Annotated in this window: 11 protein-coding genes; 7 read left to right on the plus strand and 4 right to left on the minus strand. The window is 66.0% G+C overall.

The annotated features are described in order from the left end of the window. Nucleotides 1-70: 70 nt before the first annotated feature. Complete coding sequence (locus ACZ1JC_RS21250) at nucleotides 71-1111, minus strand: NAD(P)-dependent alcohol dehydrogenase (protein WP_465138276.1); 1041 nt, start codon at nucleotides 1109-1111, stop codon at nucleotides 71-73. A 127-nt stretch (nucleotides 1112-1238) separates the two neighbouring features. On the opposite strand from ACZ1JC_RS21250, the gene ACZ1JC_RS21255 reads away from it, so the two are divergent. Beyond that, nucleotides 1239-2135 (plus strand): LysR family transcriptional regulator, encoded by an 897-nt coding sequence (locus tag ACZ1JC_RS21255; RefSeq protein WP_465138275.1) that lies wholly within the window; start codon nucleotides 1239-1241, stop codon nucleotides 2133-2135. A 14-nt stretch (nucleotides 2136-2149) separates the two neighbouring features. On the opposite strand, the gene ACZ1JC_RS21260 is transcribed toward ACZ1JC_RS21255, so the two are convergent. After that, on the minus strand, nucleotides 2150-3139 hold the full coding sequence (locus tag ACZ1JC_RS21260; RefSeq protein ID WP_465138274.1) for an aldo/keto reductase: 990 nt from the start codon (nucleotides 3137-3139) through the stop codon (nucleotides 2150-2152). A gap of 132 nt (nucleotides 3140-3271) precedes the next feature. After that, the gene (locus tag ACZ1JC_RS21265) at nucleotides 3272-6541 is read right to left on the minus strand and encodes a CHASE domain-containing protein (RefSeq protein ID WP_465138273.1); all 3270 of its coding nucleotides are present in this window, start codon (nucleotides 6539-6541) and stop codon (nucleotides 3272-3274) included. A gap of 171 nt (nucleotides 6542-6712) precedes the next feature. Between ACZ1JC_RS21265 and ACZ1JC_RS21270 the strand changes: the two genes are divergently transcribed. Next, nucleotides 6713-7075, plus strand: coding sequence for an Hpt domain-containing protein (locus tag ACZ1JC_RS21270; RefSeq protein WP_465138272.1), 363 nt, complete (start codon nucleotides 6713-6715; stop codon nucleotides 7073-7075). Between the two features lie 24 nt (nucleotides 7076-7099). Here the strand turns inward: ACZ1JC_RS21270 and ACZ1JC_RS21275 are convergent, their stop codons facing one another. Further along, entirely contained in the window at nucleotides 7100-7708 is a 609-nt protein-coding gene (locus ACZ1JC_RS21275; RefSeq protein ID WP_465138271.1) for a helix-turn-helix transcriptional regulator, read from the minus strand. Between the two features lie 175 nt (nucleotides 7709-7883). Between ACZ1JC_RS21275 and ACZ1JC_RS21280 the strand changes: the two genes are divergently transcribed. The 5 genes from ACZ1JC_RS21280 (at nucleotide 7884) to ACZ1JC_RS21300 (ending at nucleotide 17672) form a co-directional block, all read left to right on the plus strand. Then, nucleotides 7884-8858 (plus strand): hypothetical protein, encoded by a 975-nt coding sequence (locus tag ACZ1JC_RS21280; protein ID WP_465138270.1) that lies wholly within the window; start codon nucleotides 7884-7886, stop codon nucleotides 8856-8858. Nucleotides 8859-8873: 15 nt separating this feature from the next. Then, nucleotides 8874-9344, plus strand: coding sequence for a hypothetical protein (locus tag ACZ1JC_RS21285; RefSeq protein ID WP_465138269.1), 471 nt, complete (start codon nucleotides 8874-8876; stop codon nucleotides 9342-9344). A gap of 71 nt (nucleotides 9345-9415) precedes the next feature. Continuing rightward, on the plus strand, nucleotides 9416-10462 hold the full coding sequence (locus ACZ1JC_RS21290; RefSeq protein ID WP_465138268.1) for a hypothetical protein: 1047 nt from the start codon (nucleotides 9416-9418) through the stop codon (nucleotides 10460-10462). A gap of 32 nt (nucleotides 10463-10494) precedes the next feature. Further along, entirely contained in the window at nucleotides 10495-15594 is a 5100-nt protein-coding gene (locus tag ACZ1JC_RS21295; RefSeq protein WP_465138267.1) for a hypothetical protein, read from the plus strand. Beyond that, entirely contained in the window at nucleotides 15591-17672 is a 2082-nt protein-coding gene (locus ACZ1JC_RS21300) for a proprotein convertase P-domain-containing protein (RefSeq protein WP_465138266.1), read from the plus strand. The genes ACZ1JC_RS21295 and ACZ1JC_RS21300 overlap by 4 nt, the downstream gene beginning before the upstream one ends. The last annotated feature ends 81 nt before the right edge of the window (nucleotides 17673-17753 follow it).

The following is a 17753-nucleotide window of genomic DNA, read 5'->3' on the forward strand; positions in this document are numbered from 1 at the left end:
ATCAGTTGAGCCAACGAAAATGGCCGGCGCATCGCTGCGCCGGCCATTCGCGATCATCGCTGAAGAACGCTCAGAGCGTGCTCATGTCGATCACGAAGCGGTAATGCACGTCGGACTTTTCCATGCGTTCGTAGGCATGGTTGATCTCGTCCATGCGGATCATCTCCACTTCCGGCAGGATGTTCTTTTCCGCACAGAAATCGAGCATCTCCTGCGTTTCGGCAATGCCGCCGATCAGCGAACCGGCGATGCGGCGGCGGCCGAAGACCAGCGGCGTGGTGATCGGCTCATCCACCGGGCCGATCTGGCCGACCAGTACCAGGCTGCCGTCCACGTCCAGCAGCGGCAGGTAGGGGTTCAGGTCGTGCTTCACCGGCACCGTATCGATGATGAAGTCGAAGCTGCTGGCAGCCGCCTTCATCGCCTCTTCATCGCTGGAGATCAGCACGCGTGCGGCGCCGAGTTCCAGAGCGTCCTTCTCCTTGCCGGGCGAGCGGCTGAACACGGTAACGTCGGCGCCCATTGCGGCGGCCAGCTTCACCGCCATGTGGCCCAACCCGCCAAGGCCGATCACGCCCACGCGGCTGCCTTCGCCCACGTTCCATTCGCGCAGCGGCGAATAGGTAGTGATGCCGGCGCAGAGCAGCGGCGCGGCCTTGGCCACGTCCAGCCCCTTGGGCATGGTCAGCACGAATTCCTCGCGCACGACGATATCGCGCGAGTAACCGCCCTGGGTGACCTCGCCGGTTACCTTATCGCGGCCGTTGTAGGTGCCCACCCAGCCGTTGCGGCAGTAGTTTTCGTGATCGCGCTCGCACTGGTCGCAGTGGCCGCAGCTGTCGACAAGGCAGCCGATGGCGACGGTATCGCCTACCGCGTGGCGGCTGACTTCGGGGCCGACGGCGGTAACGCGGCCGACGATCTCATGGCCGGGTACGATCGGATAGACGCTGCCGCCCCAATCGTTGCGGGCGGTGTGCAGGTCCGAATGGCAGACGCCGCAGTAGAGGATCTCGATGGCAACATCGTTCGCACGCAGATCGCGGCGATCGAATTCGTAGGGGGCAAGCGGAGTCTCGGGAGACTGGGCGGCATAGCCGATTGTCTTCATGGAATTTCCTTGGAGGGAGATAACGCGGGGGAGAGAAGTGCCGCAATGCAGCATTGTCTTTATAGGGTCGCGCAGGCCAAACGAAAACGGGAGGAAATCTCAATGCAATCATGATAGGGCTTCATGAATGCAACGCGAACACATGGCCGACCTGATCGCCTTCATCGCCGTGGCCGACGAAGGCAGCTTCACCCGCGCCGCCGCCAAACTGGGCACGTCACAGTCGGCGCTGAGCCACACGATCCGCCGGTTGGAAGCCCGCCTTGGCGTGCGCCTCTTGGCCCGCACCACGCGCAGCGTCGCGCCTACCGAGGCGGGCGAGCGACTGCTGGCCAGCCTGCGCCCGGCCTTTACCGAGATCGACCAAAGCCTGACCACGATCAGCGAATTGCGCGAACGGCCTGCCGGCACAATTCGGCTGACCACCACCGAGCATGCGGCGCACGAACTGCTCTGGCCCTCGCTCAAGCCCTTTCTGGAACGCTATCCCGAGATCAACGTGGAAGTCAGCGTCGATTCCGGGCTGGCCGATATCGTTGCCGATCGGTTCGACGCCGGCATCCGGCTTGGCGAATCCGTCGCGCGAGACATGATCGCGGTGTGCATCGGGCCGGAGATGCGGCTGGTGCCCTATGCCGCGCCCGAATACATCGCGCAGCGCGGGATGCCGGAGACGCCGCATGACCTTTCCGGCCACCAGTGCATCAACCTGCGTTTCCGCACGCGCGGCAATCTCTACGCCTGGGAGTTCGAACGGGACGGCCGCGCGCTTAATGTGCGGGTGGATGGGCAATTGACCTTCAATTCGATGCCGATGATCATGAAAGCCGCGCTTGACGGCGTGGGCATTGCCTTCATGATGGAATCCTATGCCCGGCCCTATGTGGACGCCGGGCAACTGGTGCCGATGCTGGAGGACTGGTGCCAGCCCTTCCCCGGCTACCACCTTTATTATCCCAGCCGCCGCCAGTCTTCCGCAGCGTTCCGCCTGCTGGTGGACGCGCTGCGCTATCGCGGCGGCTGAGAAAGCAGGACGGATCAGCGGCCGACGGTGGCCATCAGTGCAGGCGGATAGCGATCGCCTTCGACGACGATGGCATCGGCGGCCACCTGAAGCTCTGCCAGTTCATCCGCCGAAAGCTCTACATCGGCGGCGCCGACGTTCTCTTCCATCCGGTGCAGCTTGGTGGTGCCGGGGATCGGCACGATCCAGGGCTTGCGCGAAAGCAGCCAGGCCAGCGCGATCTGGGCCGGCGTCGCGCCCTTGGCCTCACCAACGCGCTTCAGCAGGTCCACCAGCGCCTGGTTCTTCTCCATCGCCTCGGGCGTGAAGCGCGGCAGGAGAGCGCGGAAATCGCCTTCGGCCAATTGGGTGGAGGCAGACATCGCCCCGGTCAGGAACCCCTTGCCCAGCGGCGAATAGGGTACGAGGCCGATGCCCAGTTCCTCGCACGTATCCAGAATCCCGTTGGTTTCTGGCCCGCGCGTCCACATCGAATATTCGTTCTGCAGCATCGCCACCGGCTGCACCGCATGGGCGCGGCGCACCGTTTCGGCCCCCGGTTCGGACATGCCGAACCAGCGCACCTTGCCGGCATCGATCAGATCCTTCACGGCGCCCGCCACGTCCTCGATCGGCACCTCGGGATCGACACGGTGCTGGTAGAACACGTCGATCACATCGATGCCCAGCCGCTTGAGCGAAGCATCGGCAACCGCGCGGATCTGCTCCGGCCTGCTGTTTAGCCCCTGCATCTCGCCATCGACGATGTTGAAACCGAACTTGGTGGCGATCACCACCCGGTCGCGCAGCGGGCGCAGCGCTTCGCCCACCATTTCCTCGTTGGTGTAGGGGCCGTAGACTTCGGCAGTGTCGAAGAAGGTGACGCCGCGATCGACGGCGGCGCGGATCAGCGCCACGCCGTCTTCCTTGCGAACCTTGGTCCCGTATCCGAAATCCAGCCCCATGCAGCCGAAACCGATGGCCGAAACTTCCGGCCCGATGCTGCCGAGTTTGCGCGTCTTCATGCGAAATCCTTTCACGTGATGCACCCGGGGCAGGCCCCGGGAACGCGGCAAATCTAGGCGCCATGGGGCATGGCGATAAGTCGGGACAATCGGCAAGCAGCCATGAGCGCTGCTCATCAATGATGCCGGCCGTCAGGACGCGGTGCGCAGAACTTCACCCGCGAATTCGCGCAGCACGCCGGCCAGTGCCTCCAGTTGCAGTGGCTTGGTGAGGTGCGCCTGCATCCCGGCGGCCAGTGCGGCCACGGTATCCTCCGGAAAGGCGTTGGCCGAAAGGCCCACGATCGGCAGTTCGTCCGCGCCGATGCCCGCCTCCCGCAAGGCGCGCGCCGCTTCGTGGCCGCCCATGCGCGGCATCTGGATGTCCATGAACACCAGCGCATAGGGATCGCCCTCACCCCGCGCAGCCATGATCCGGGCCACCGCTTCCTCGCCGTCCTCGGCAAAGTCGTGGGGTACGCCCAGTCGGTCCAGCATGGCGGCCGCGACCATGCGGTTGACCTGATTATCCTCCGCCACCAGCACGCGTCCGGCCAGTTCCAGTTCCTCGCCCTCCGCCTCTTCCGTGCCGGATTCGCCGAAGCCCATCCGCAGCGGCAGGCGCAAAGCGAACGTGGCACCCTCCCCCGAAACAGATTCCACCGTGACCGCACCGCCCATCAATGCCGCCAGCCGCGCGCAGATCGCAAGGCCCAGGCCGGTACCGCCGAAGCGCTCGTGGATAGTGGAATCGGCCTGAGTGAAACCGTCGAAGATGCGCTGCTGCCGGTCGGACGCGATGCCGATGCCGGTATCGCTGACCGCCATCAGCAGCCGCCGCGCGCCGCTTTCCCGCTCCACCCGCACCGCCAGTGTGACCGTGCCGGCTTCGGTGAATTTCAGCGCGTTGCTCAGCAGATTGTCCAGAATCTGGCGCAGGCGCAGCTTGTCCCCCCGGATCCATTGCGGCACCGCCGGATCCAGCGTGAGTTGCAGCGCGATGCCCTTGTCCGCGGCCGTCTGGCGGAACATCTCGACAGATCCGGCCAGCAGATCGCGAACATCGAAATTGCGCTCCACCAGTTCCAGACGGCCGGCGTCGATCTTCGACAGGTCCAGGATGTCGTTCAGTAGGCTCATCATGTTGCGCCCGGAATCGAGGATCACTTCCACCTGCCGGTGCTGCTCCACCGGCAGTTCCGCACGGTGCAGCAGTTCGGCGAAGCCCAGCACCGCGTTCATCGGCGTGCGGATGTCATGGCTCATATTGGCCAGAAACGCCGTCTTCGCATCGGCGGCAGCGCGCGCCTCGTCCCGCGTGCGCAGCAATTCGTTGCGCAGCACGGATTCCTCAGTCCGATCCGCCAGCACGCCGAACAGCCCGGCTGGACGGCCCATATCGTCCGGTTCGACATGCGCCACCACTTCCACATGGCGCAGCGACCCGTCGGCGCGGTGCATGCGGGCGGCGAAGCGGCACGGGGTGCCATGCTCACGCGCGGCAGCGATCGCACCGGCAACGATCGGGCGATCCTCCTCCACATAATAGCCCAGAACCTCTTGAGCCGAGGGAGTCTCGCCCCGTTCCACCCCGTGGATGCGGAACAATTCTTCCGACCACAGCAGCTTGTTCGATGCGAAATCCAGCCGCCAATGGCCGACATGGAATGTCGCTTCCGCCAGCATCAACAAGCGATTGCTTTCGTTGAGGTTTTCCACCGCCAGCCGGCGCTGTTCGGAAACCCGGGCGACTTCGCCGGTGGCGCGGTCCACCTCCCGCGAGATCGTCCCCTCGCGGCGGACGAAGTGGCCCAGCAGCAGGCCGAGCAGCACCGTTACCAAGCCGCCGCCCAGCAGCACGCTGAGCGGCTCGTTCGAAAGTGTACGATCCTCGAACGGCGGCAGGCTGGTCCAGCGCAGAGTCCAATGCCGCCCGGCGACATCGACATTGGCCAATCGCACGAACAGCGGATCGCCGTCTATGGCCTCCGCTCCGGCGGAGTAGAGCAGGCGCGCGGGATCGGCGCGATCGCCGTCGAACACTTCCAGCGCAAAGTCCTGCCCCTGCCGCGACGTGAGGCCGGCGAAGATTTCGTTCACCCCGATCGGCGCATAGACCCAGCGGAAGCCGTTCTTTTCCCCGTCATGGCCATGGGCAGATCGGCCGAGCGGCTGGATCAACAGGAAGCCGGACGAGGGCGGACGGTTCTGCAGCAGCGACACCGGCGCCGTCATCGTCAGTTCGCCGGTACGGCGCGCCTGTTCCAGCCCCTCCCGCCGGTGTTTCTCGAAACCGAGATCGAGACCATAGATCCTGCGGTTCGGCTCCAGCGGCGCTACCAGAGTCACCATGAAATGTTCGGAACGGGCACTCCCCGGCGGAACCGTGGGCAGCGGCATACTGTCCCGCACGGCGTTGGCGGCCAATCGCGGTAGATCTTCCGGCCATACCGCCTCTATCGTGCCGATGCCGCGCATGCCCGGCAGATGCCGCCTGATGCCGGTAGCCGCAACGTAGTTGGCCCAGCGCCGCTCATCCATCTCCGGATTGACGGTGAGCACGCCTGCCGCGCCGTCCAGCGCCTGTGCATAGATTTCGAAACGGCGATCCAGCGCTCGCTCCGTTTCGTTGGTCAGTGCGAAGAAGCTGGCGTGGGTGCGAGCGAACTGCTGTTCCGCACTGTGCTTCCACAGCGTGAAAGTCATGCCGATGGACAACGCCAGACAGATCGCCACGATCGCGGTCACCCCGCGCATGGGCCGCCCTCGCCAGCGCAGCGGCACGGGCGATCGGGCCGAGAACAGCAACATGGGCAGCACGACGAAAATGCCCAGTACGTCACCCAGATACCACGTCCACCAGTTGCGCAGCGCCAGCGCCGTATCGATCCGCCCTTCCAGCGACACCGCGGTGACGCCCGTGCTCGCCGCGATCACGCAGGGTATGAAAACGACAAGGGCCAGAAACGCCGCCGTACGCCGGATGGCGGTCAGTTCCACGCCCGCCATGAAGCAGCGCCGCAGCAGCGTGGCGCCGAGCCCGGCCTGAAGACTGGCGCCAAGCCCCACGATCGCCGCCGTGCTAATGGAGAGCGCGGGCGAGATATGCCCGAATTCGCCGCCCCCCATGCCGCTTGCCAGCTGATGCCAGAGGTTGATGGCCATCGAACCGAGCCAGACGCCCGGCCAGCAGCGCCGGCCCCAGGCCAACAGTCCGGCCAGCGCGATCCCCGAAGCCGGCCAGACCAGCGTCGCGTAACCGGGCGGAATCGCCAGATCGAGCCCGATGGCGCCGCCCAGCGCATAGGCCGCGGCCAGCGCCGCGATCCGCGCGAGCGTGACGCTTGGCGAGGCACCCGAGCCGGCCCTATACGAACCACCGGACGCCCTGCTGCGCGAAAGAAACCGAGCCATGCCCGTCATGACCGATCCGTACCGCGATTTCGGGCCGCGCCTTCCCGGTTGCAGAGCGGTTTTCCCCGGCTATCATCGCCGTGCCGGTCGACAGTGCCGAACTGAATGACATGGTGTCGCAAAATGGAACGATCTGGCGCGCGAATGCAGCCGCCGGACATGTCGCGCTGGAGTTCGATCATGTTGGAGACCGCCGAAGCGCCGCTTATCGACGAAGCGGAATTGGCCCAATCGCTCGATATGCTGGGCGACGAACGGCTGGTGCCGATCTTCCATGCCTTCGCGGCAACGGTGATGGACGAGGCTTGGGCGATTGCCGCAGCGGTCGCGGCGCGCGAACCCGAACGCGCGCGGCGGCTGGCCCATGGCCTGAAGGGCGCGGCGTTCAACCTTTCCGCCATCCGCCTTGCCCGCGCGGCGGAGACGCTGGAAAAGATGGACATGCCGGAAAGCGGCCTGCCCGCCGATGCGCCATCACTCGCACTGCTGGTGGCCACGGCGCGCGAAACGGGCGACTGGATCGCCCGCCGTTTCCCCGAATGACCGCTGCCGCCTGAAGACGAGCCCTCAGGCCGCCTCGTCAGCCCCCTGACGCAAGGTTAGCAGCGCCTGCGAACGGTTGTGCACGCCCAGCGCGCGATAGATCGCCGAAAGGTGCGACTTGATCGTCGGTTCGGTAAGGCCAAGGCTGTAGGCGATCAGCTTGTTCGATTTGCCCTGCGCCAGTTCCGCCATCACGCGAAGCTGCGCCGGAGAGAGGCGCCCCGTCAGGCTTTCCGCCTGCTCTTCGCGCGCCGGGAACCAGGTTCCGCCTTCCAGGATGACGGCGATGGCTGATTTCATCTCCGCCAGCGGCGCGGTCTTGTTCAGGAAGCCCCGCGCACCCAGCATCGCCGCCTTCGCCGGCAGGTTGGAGGCCGCGTTTCCGCTGACCACCAGCACCGGCAGGCGCGGCGCGACGGCCTGCACTGCCGCAAGGTTGGCAAGGCCCTGACAGTCCTTCAGCGCCAGATCCAGCAGCAGCGCGTCGAAGCTTTCCGTCGCCAGCAAATCCTGAATTTCGCCAAGCGTTTCCGCCGTGCGAACCTGGATGGAACTGTCAACTGCGTGAACAGCCGCGGTTAACGCCGACACGCAAATCGGGTGGTCGTCGGCAATGATCAGATGTCGAATCAAGTAGGCCCCCCTAGTATTCGCTTCTCGCGCAACTGCCCCGTAGACCGCGAGAATCTGCCCCCAAATCGTGCTTTACATCCGAAAGTATGTTCGATCCAGTAACGATTGCATACCTTGGTATGACGGCCGGCGAATGGAAAGGTTTCGCTAACCAGACCGGTTCACCTCGATAGGCATGACCTACGCGCAAACCCGTATTGTATCCAGCCTTGCCGTCCTTGCGGCCGCACTCGCCGCGCAGCAGGCCCATGCCGCAAATGTTGCAGCGGGAACGCTGATCCAGAACACCGCTTCGGCCAGCTTCACCACCGGCACCGCCACCCGCACGGTGGATTCGAACACGGTGACCGTTAAGGTTGACGAACTGCTGGACGTGACGCTGGTGTCGAAGGACAGCGCGCCGGTGTCGATCTCATCGGGCAGCGCGGTGCTGACCTATCAGTTGACCAATACCGGCAACGGGCCCGAGGCATTCAACCTTACCGCCAACCCGACGGTTTCCGGCAACCAGTTCACCGCGACCGTCACCTCGATCGCCTACGACAGCAACGGCAACGGCGTTTACGATGCCGGGGTGGATACCGTGCTGCCTTCCGGCACCGCGACGCCGTCGGTCGATCAGGACAAGTCGCTCACGCTCTTCGTCATCGTCACCGGCCCTTCGGCCATGACCGATGCCCAGGCCAGCAAGGTGAACCTTGCCGCCAGCGCCGTTACCGGAAGCGGCACGCCGGGCACCACTTACGCCGGCAAGGGTCAGGGCGGCGGCGACGCGGTGGTCGGGGCCTCCGGCGCCAGCGCCAATGCCAATGGATCGCTGGTCGCCAGCGTCGCCACGGTTGGCCTCGTCAAGTCGGCCATCATCGCCGATCCCTTCGGCGGCACCCAACCGGTTCCGGGCTCCACAGTGACATACAAGCTGGTCGCCACCATCGGCGGCAGCGGATCGATCACCGACCTGCGCCTGACCGACGTGATCCCCACCGGCACCACCTACACCGCCGGCACGCTGAAACTGGACACCGCCGCCCTCAGCGACGCCGCCGATGCGGACGCGGGCAAGGCCTCTGCCAGCGGCATCGACGTGCTGGTCGGCACCGCCGCCGCCGGCAGCACGCATACCGTTACTTTCAACGTCACCATCCAATAAGGGCCCGCCAAAGCGATGAACCGCAACATCCTCTCCTCCGTCGCTGCTCTCGCACTCGGGTTCTCGCTGGCCGGCACTGCTTCGGCGGCTGAACCGGTCTCGCTGAAGGGTGACGTTCAGGTCGAAAAGGCCGTAACCGAAAACGGCGCGACGAAGACCGTGCTCGCCCCGCCGACCACGGTCGTCCCGGGTGACAGGCTGTTGTTCACCACGCGCTACAGCAACGACGGCGACAAGCCGGTCGACAACTTCGTCGTCACCAATCCGCTGCCCGCCCCCGTCCGCCTTGCCGCCGAAGACAGCGGTTTCGAGGTTTCGGTGGATGGCGGCAAGTCCTTCGGAAAGCTCGCACAATTGACCGTCGCCGACGCAGCGGGAACACGCCGCGCGGCGCAGCTTGAAGACGTTACGCATATCCGCTGGACGCTGGCGCACCTCGCGCCCCGCGCCGCCGGCGCGCTGGAGTATCACGCCGTGGTCCGCTGACCCGGCAGATTTCCGCCACGGGCTGCGGGCGGGGGTAGGCGCGGCCCATCATACTTGAAGGAACTTCGTTCATGACACGCACCAGCACGCTGCTGGGTGCGGTGAGCTCGCTTGCGCTCGTCGCGCTCGGCTCCAGCCCCGCCTTCGCCACGGGGACCACGGCCGGCTCCACCATCCAGAACACCGTGACGGTCGGCTATCAGGTCGGCGGCGTCGCGCAGACGTCCAAGACCGCGTCGGACACGTTCACGGTCGACCGCAAGGTCAACGTTACCGTCACCGAAGTCGGCAGTTCGGCCACGGTCGTCTCGCCGGGTCAGGTCCAGGCGGTTTCGACTTTCAAGGTCACCAACCTGTCGAACGACACACTCGATTTCGCACTGACTGCTGCGCAGCAATCGGGCGGCAGCGCGGCCTGGGGCGGCACGGACAATTTCGACGGTTCCAACGTCAAGATCTACGTCGACAATGGCGACGGCGTGTTCACCGCCGCCGATACGCAGGTCACCTATCTGGACGAACTGGCCGCCGATGGCGCCAAGACGATCTTCGTGGTGATGGACATCCCCGCCACGCAAGTGACTGGCGACATCGCCACCGTCGTGCTCACCGCCACGGCGCGCGCGGGCGGCACCGCGAACTCGATGGGCGCGGCGCTCACCACCAGCACCACCAACACCAGCGGCGTCGACACCGTTCTGGCGGACGCGGCGGGCGCGACCGATGCGGCCAATGACGGTGCCTTCTCTGCCAAGGACGATTACAAGGTCAGTGCCGCCGCGCTTACCGTGCTGAAGACCAGCCGCGTGGTCAGCGATCCGGTCAGCGGCAGCACCAATCCCAAGGCCATTCCCGGCGCGACGATCGAGTATTGCATCTCCGTCGCCAATGCGAGCGGCAGCGCCACGGCCACCAATATTGCGGTGAACGATCCGCTGCCCACGAACGTGACCTACGTCACCAGCTCGATCAAGCTGAACGGCACCGTCACCGGCAGCACCTGCAATGCGGACGGTACGGCGGGCGGCACGTTCGCGAGCAATACCGTCACCGGCACGCTTTCGGATATCGCGGCGGGCGTCACCCGCACGCTGGTCTTCCAGGCCACGATCAACTGACGGAAACGGACTGAGGGACAGGCGGGGGCCGGGTGCACTTCTGGACGAACTTCAAGCGCGCAGCAGCGTCCTTCGGGGCGCTGCTGTCGCTTGCCTGCGTCCAGATTGCAGCCAGCCCGCTCGCCGAGGCCGCCACCGTTTCCAATATCGCCGATGCCGCATGGTCGCATGACGGAACCACAGGTGCGGTCCGCTCGAACGAAGTCAGCTTCGACGTCGTGCAAACCATCGCGACGATCCAGACCTATCGCCCGGTCTCCTCGTCCTCGCTGTCGACGCCGCTCTCCGCAACCACTTGCGGCGGCACCGAACTCTCCGCCACCGCGCGGACGGCAACAACCGCGACGCTGACCGCCATCGCCAGCGCCAAGACCTTCCACATCGGGGAGGATCTTGTGATCCGGATCGAGGCGGCCAGCGCCAATCTCGATGCCTCCGCCATCGATGCGATCACCGTCACCCTCACCACCTCGCAGGGCGACGTGGAAGAGATCACGATCTACGAAACCGGCGCCAATACCGGCGTCTTCGCGGGGTCGATCCCCACCACCGCAATCCCGCCTTCGCCCAAGGCCAACGACTGCCGCCTCAGCGTCGCCAACGACGACACGATCACCATCGCCTACAACTCCGCCACCACGCACAAGACCATCGCCAGCGCCGTGGTCGCCGTGCTGGCCGATCCCTACGGCATGGTGTTCGACAGTGAGAGCGGCACAGCGGTAACCGGCGCGCGGATCACGCTGATCAATGCGGACACCGGCCTGCCCGCCACCGTCTACGCCGACGACGGCGTGACTACCTGGCCCTCCACGGTGGTTTCGGGCGAGCCGGTGACCGATGGCGCGGGCAACACTTACGCATTCGATGCGGGCGAATACCGCTTCCCGCTGGCGCCACTGGGCCGCTACCGGCTGGAGATCGAACCGCCCGAAGGCTACACCGCGCCCTCAACCGTCGCGCGCACGGTGTTGGCCACGTTCACGCGGCCGGACGGCAATACGATGGTGATCGAGGATGCCTCCTTCGGCGGCGTGGTGACGCTGTCCTCCCCCGCGCCGGTGCGCGTCGACATCCCGGTCGATGGCGCCGAGAATGCGGTGTCGCTGACCAAGACCGCCTCACGCGCCAGTGCCAATCCGGGCGATGTGGTGTTCTACACCGTCACCGTGCGCAATTCCGATGCAGGCCGCGCCAAATCCGGCGTGGTGCTGGTCGATACGCCCTCGGCATGGCTGCGCCTGCGCAAGTCCTCGATCCGCGTCGACGGCGCAAAGCCGGAAGGCGGTGCGGTGAGCGTCGCCGCCGACGGCAGTCGCCTGGCGATCAACCTTGCCGCGATTCCTGCCGGTGGCACCCGCACGGTCGTCTACGCGATGAGCGTGCGCGGCGATGCGCCGGCGGGACAAGCGCTGAACCTTGCCGAAACCACCGACTTGCGCGGTGATACCGAGAAGGCCAGCGCCGTGGTGAAGATCGAGAAAGACACGATCGGATCGCGCATGACCGTGATCGGCCGCGTCAGCGCCGGGGACTGCACCGTGACCTCGGGCCGCCAGGGTATTCCCGGCGTGCGCGTGATGCTGGAAGACGGCAGCTTCGCCGTTACCGATGCCGATGGCCGCTTCCACTTCGAGGGCCTCGTCCCCGGCACCCATGTCGTGCAGGCAGAGCCCGATACGCTGCCCGCAGGTGGGCATTTCGTCGATTGCCGAAACTCGGTGCGCAATGCGGGCAAGGCGAACTCGCTGTTTGCCATCGGCCAGGGCGGCAGCCTCGTCACTGCCGATTTCTATGCCGTGGTTCCCGCGAGCGCCCTGCCCGCGCCGGTAGATCCGAAGACTGTTGCGCCGACCGAACCGGCTCCCGACGGTGCGCCCGTGCTGGACGATGCCAAGGCCGCAGGCGGCGGCGTCGACTGGCTGGCGATGGGTGACGGCCCGATCGATTTCCTGTTCCCCGCGCCCGATCACAACCCGCGCGCGCCTGCCATCCGCGTGGTGATCCGCCACAAGCCAGGCCAGAAGGTGGACCTCACCGCCGCCGGCAAGGCAGTGCCCGCGCTCAGCTTCGATGGCGTGAAGAAGTCCGCCGATGGCCGCTACGCTGTCAGCATCTGGCGGGGCGTGCCACTGGACGGCGAAGTGACCCATCTGGCCGCGACCGTGCGCAATGCCGATGGCTCGGTGGCGGCGGAACTCTCCCGCGACGTACATTTCGCCGCCGCGCCCGCCCATGCGCAGATCCTGCGCGAGCGGTCGCACCTTGTTGCCGATGGCCGGTCGCGCCCCGTGATCGCGCTGCGCCTGACCGACCGCAAGGGCAACCCGGTGCGCGCGGGCGTTTCCGGCGCGCTCTCGATCAACGCGCCCTACGAAAGCGCCGCTGCCATCGAGCGGATGCAGCAGCGGCAGCTCAGCGGTTCCGGCAGCACTTCGCCCACCTGGACGGTCGAGGGCGATGACGGCATTGCCCTTGTCGAACTCGCGCCCACCATGGTCTCCGGCCCGCTGCACCTGACGTTCACTTTCGCGGACGGCGAAGTCTCCAGCACGCAGGACCTTGAAGGCTGGGTGGTTCCGGGCGACCAGAAATGGACGCTGGTGGGTCTGGCCGAGGGCGCAGTGGGTTCGCAGTCCATCGCCGACGCCATGCAGCAGAGCGGCTCGTTCGACAGCGACCTTGGCAAGCACGCGCGCACCGCCTTCTATGCCAAGGGCCGCGTGCTCGGCAGCTTCCTTGTCACCGCCGCCTATGACAGCGCCAAGCAGCGCGACGATCAGGTGCTGCTGGGCACCATCGATCCCCAGGCCTATTACACCGTCTTCGCCGACGGATCGACCCGCCGCTTCGATGCCGCCAGCCGCGACAAGCTCTACGTGCGCATCGAAAGCCGCACGTTCTACGCGATCTACGGCGATATCGACACGGGGTTCGACCAGACCCAGCTTGCCCGCTACGTCCGCACCGCCACCGGCGCCAAGGCGGAGGGGCGGCTGGGCGCGGTCCACGTGCAGGGCTTTGCCGCCAAGATCGAAACCAGCCACCGCCATGACGAGCTTCAGGGCGCCGGCATTTCCGGGCCCTACAGCCTTTCGTCCAGAGCCATCGTCGCCAATAGCGAGACGGTGACGCTGGTCGTGCGCGACCGCTTCCGCTCCGAACTGGTGGTGGAGAGCACGCCGCTGACGCGGTACCTCGATTACGATGTGGACCTGGTCTCGGGCACGATCACGTTCAAGTCGCCGGTGCTCAGCCGCGATTCCGACCTCAACCCACGCTTCATCGTCGTCGACTACGAAGTCGACAGCAATCTGGACCATGGCCAGTGGAATGCCGGCCTGCGCGGCGACGTGACGCTGGCGAACGGGGCGCTGCGCCTCGGCGCCTCGGCCATATCCGACCGCGATGGCGAAACCCATACGGAGATCGGCGCGGTCGATGCCCGCCTGCGCTTCGGCCCCCGGTCCGAACTGCGCGCCGAACTGGGTGCCAGCCGCGCGGACGCGCAGACGTCCGAGGCGTGGCTGGTCGAAGTGGAGCACCACACCGGCAAGCTGGACATGCTGGCCTATGCCCGCTCGATCGACGCCGATTACGGCACCAACCAGCAGTCCATCGCCGAGCGCGGCCGCCGCAAGTTCGGCGTGGACGGGCGCTACACTTTTGCCGAGGGCCTCAGCCTCACCGCCAGCGCCTGGCACGACGAGAGCCTGACCGACGCCGCCCGCCGCGATGCCGTGAAAGCGCAGTTCAACTGGCGCAACGGCCAGACCGACTTGCGCGCGGGCGTGACAGAAGTGGCGGATCATCTGGCCGATGGCAGCGATGCCAATTCCACCGTCCTTGAATTCGGCGCGACCCGCCGCCTGCTGGGCAACCGGCTGGAACTCTCCGCCGATTCCAGCATGCCGCTGGCCCGCACGGATTCGGTGGACCTGCCCACCCGCCACCGCCTTGGCCTGCGCTATGCGGTCACGCAGGATATTCGCGCCACTGCCAGCTACGAGATCGCGCTGGGCGATGCGATCAACGCGCGCACGCTGAAGGGCGGGATCGAGACCGCCGCATGGACCAATGCGCGCGTTTCGGGTGGCATGGGCTTTCAGGACATTGGCGAATACGGCAACCGCGCCTTCGCCGCCTATGGCCTTGCCCAAAGCCTGCCGGTGACCAAGAGCCTGACGCTGGACGCCACCGTGGACGGCAACCGCACGGTGGGCGGCGTATCGGCTTCGAAGATCATCAACGAGTTCCAGCCCGTCACCAGCGGCGGCCAGATCAGCACATCCGACGCGCTGCTGTTCGAGGATTTCACCGCCCTCACTTTCGGCGCGGCATGGCGGCATGAGCGCTGGTCGATCACCGGCCGCGCCGAATGGCGGGGCGGCGAAGTGACCGACCGCAAGGGCCTGACTTTCGGCGCGATCCGCCAGTTGGGCGAAGGCAGCGTGGTCGGGTCCGGCGTGACCTGGACACATGCGAAGGCGGAAGACGGCACCGTGAGCGAAGTGACCGACGCCGCCATCTCGCTCGCCCACCGCCCGGCGGAATCGCCCTTCGCCGCACTCGCCAAGCTGGAATACCGCAGCGACCGATCGGTCGTGGGCACCGATGGCGATTCCGATGCCGCCGGCAATAGCGCGCTTTCCGCCAGCGACAATGCCATTGCGCGCCGCCTGCTCGCCAGCCTGTCCACCAACTGGTCGCCGCTCGGTTTGGTTAACGCAAAGTTGGTTAATGGCGGGGTAGGGAAAAGCATGGTCCACCGCATGGAACTGGGCCTGTTCGTGGGGGGGCGCTACAGCTTTGACCGTTACGAGGATTTCGATCTGGCCGGCTTCACCGCCGTTGCCGGCCTCGATCTGGGTATCGGCATCGGCAACCGCATTTCCGTTGGCGGCACGGCCACGGTGCGCCGTGCCTTCTCCGAACACACCACCAGCTTCGCCATCGGCCCGCAGATCAGCGTGGTGCCCACGCAGGACATGCTCTTGACCATCGGCTACAACGTCACCGGCTTCCGCGACCGCGACTATTCGGCCGCGCGCAGCACCAACAAGGGCGTGTTCGCCACCCTTCGCGCCAAGTTCGACAAGAACAGCCTGGGCTTCCTGGGGCTGGGCCGATGACCGCGCGCCTGCTCGCCCTCTTCGCCGCATTGGCCGCCCTGCTGCTGGCCGGCACCGCGCAGGCGCAGAGCGCGACTGCTGCATGGTCGAGCCTTGGTGTGTCCAATGGCGGATCGGTGGGCACTTCCACGTCGATGGCCGCCAGCGACGGCACCACCGTGAGCACCAGTTGGAGCACCACAGTCGGCGGCGCGGGCACTTTCGCCGTCGCGTCCGGCTACAGCAACTATGTGGTCTACAACACGAGTTCCATCGGCGGCGTCAGCCCGACTCTGCTGCTGAACTTCGATGCATCGCGCTTCGATGCGAACAACAAGATCACCATGGACATCACGCTGGGCCGCAGCGTCACCGGCCTCGCCTTCACGCTGGCCGACGTGGACCGCGAGACGGGCAGCGGCAGCACCTACAATCAGGACGCGGTGACGGTCTATTACGACACCGGCAATGGCACATTCGTGAACGCGGCTGGCACATCGTATTGGACCGATGGCAGCGCCGTTACCAGCACCTCGACAGGTTGGTATGGCAATGCCGCTAGCACCAACGCACAGAACCGCGGCAATATCGATTTCGACTTCGGTACCCAGGCCGTGAAGCGCATCCGCATCGTCTACAACAGCTACGCCGTCTCCGGCACGGCGAACCCCAATGCGCAGTACATCGTGCTGTCGGGTCTCGGATTCGACGCCAAGGGCGCGGACCTTTCGCTGGCCAACACGCTGCTCACCAGCAGCCCCACCGCCGGCAGCCTTGCCACCTTCCGCCTGACGGTGACCAACGCCAGCACCTCCACCGACACCGCGACCAACGTGAAAGTCACCGACACGCTGCCGGATGGCTTCACCTATGTCTCGTCGAACGGCACCGGTTCCTTCAATGCCGCAACCGGGGTGTGGACAGTGGGATCGGTCGCCCCCGGCGCCAGCGTCACCATAGACATAACCGGCACCGTCAACGCCAGTGCGGGCGCCACGCTCACCAATACGGCGGAGATCACCGCCAGCGACCAAAGCGACCCGGATTCCACGCCCGGCAACGGCGCAACCGGTGAGGACGACTATGCCAGCGCCACGCTGACCGTCACCGGCAGCCGCGTGGCCGGCACGCCGCCCGCGCTTTCCTGCGCGGCGGGATCGGTGGTGTTCGACTGGAGCAACCGCGCCTGGACGGCGGGCAGCACCAGCAATTCCTATTCCTTCGACACGCTGGGCACGATCAGCTTCGCGCTGACCAATCAGGGCACGTGGCTCAGCAGTTCGACCTACGGCGGCCAGTCGCCAGTGCGGCAGAACGTCGTCAACGGCGGGCTTAACGATTATGCGCTGTTCGAAATGGTCAACATGCCCAGCGTGAGCGCGGAGGCGACGACCACGATCACCCTGCCCACCGCCCTGCCCGGCGCGCAGTTCAAGATCTTTGATGTCGACTACTATTCCGGCCAGTTTGCCGACAAGGTGACCGTGGAGGGCCGCTACAACGGCGCCGCGGTCACCCCCACGCTGACCAACGGCGTATCCAACTACGTGATCGGCAACAGCGCCTATGGTGACGGCCTCAGCGATGATGCCAGCGCGGACGGCACCGTCACCGTCACCTTCTCGCAGCCGATCGACACCATCCTCATCCGCTATGGCAACCACGCCATGGCGCCCAGCGACCCCGGCCAGCAGGCCATCGCCCTGCACGACATCACCTTCTGCCGCCCGAGCACGACGCTGGCCGTTTCCAAGACCAGTTCGGTGGTCAGCGATCCGGTGAGCGGGACGAACAATCCCAAGGCGATCCCCGGTGCGACGGTGCGGTACTGCATCCTCGTCGCCAATACCGGCAGCAGCGCGGCCACCAGCGTCACCGCATCCGACCCGATCCCCGCGACGCTCACTTACATCGCGGGCAGCATCACCTCCGGCAGTGACTGCGCCAGCGCGACCACGGCGGAGGACGACAACGATACGGGCAGCGACGAAAGCGACCCTTATGGCGCCTCTTATGCCTCAGGCACCGTCAAGGCGAGCGCGCCCACGCTGGCGGGAGGATCGAGCTTCGCGATCCGGTTCGATGCGACGGTGAATTGACTTCGCGAGCAGCGCCTTGCTTGCCACGACCACCGAACGAACCTTCTTCGTCATTGCGAGCGTAGCGAAGCAATCCAAAGC

The sequence above is a fragment of the Sphingomonas sp. BL-S-28 genome (assembly GCF_055521515.1).

Coding starts and splice junctions, on each gene's coding strand:
- ACZ1JC_RS21280 (WP_465138270.1), top strand. CDS start 7,884: ATGACCTACGCGCAAACCCGTATTGTATCCAGCCTTGCCGTCCTTGCG.
- ACZ1JC_RS21260 (WP_465138274.1), bottom strand. CDS start 3,139: ATGAAGACGCGCAAACTCGGCAGCATCGGGCCGGAAGTTTCGGCCATC.
- ACZ1JC_RS21285 (WP_465138269.1), top strand. CDS start 8,874: ATGAACCGCAACATCCTCTCCTCCGTCGCTGCTCTCGCACTCGGGTTC.
- ACZ1JC_RS21265 (WP_465138273.1), bottom strand. CDS start 6,541: ATGACGGGCATGGCTCGGTTTCTTTCGCGCAGCAGGGCGTCCGGTGGT.
- ACZ1JC_RS21270 (WP_465138272.1), top strand. CDS start 6,713: ATGTTGGAGACCGCCGAAGCGCCGCTTATCGACGAAGCGGAATTGGCC.
- ACZ1JC_RS21255 (WP_465138275.1), top strand. CDS start 1,239: ATGCAACGCGAACACATGGCCGACCTGATCGCCTTCATCGCCGTGGCC.
- ACZ1JC_RS21250 (WP_465138276.1), bottom strand. CDS start 1,111: ATGAAGACAATCGGCTATGCCGCCCAGTCTCCCGAGACTCCGCTTGCC.
- ACZ1JC_RS21290 (WP_465138268.1), top strand. CDS start 9,416: ATGACACGCACCAGCACGCTGCTGGGTGCGGTGAGCTCGCTTGCGCTC.
- ACZ1JC_RS21300 (WP_465138266.1), top strand. CDS start 15,591: ATGACCGCGCGCCTGCTCGCCCTCTTCGCCGCATTGGCCGCCCTGCTG.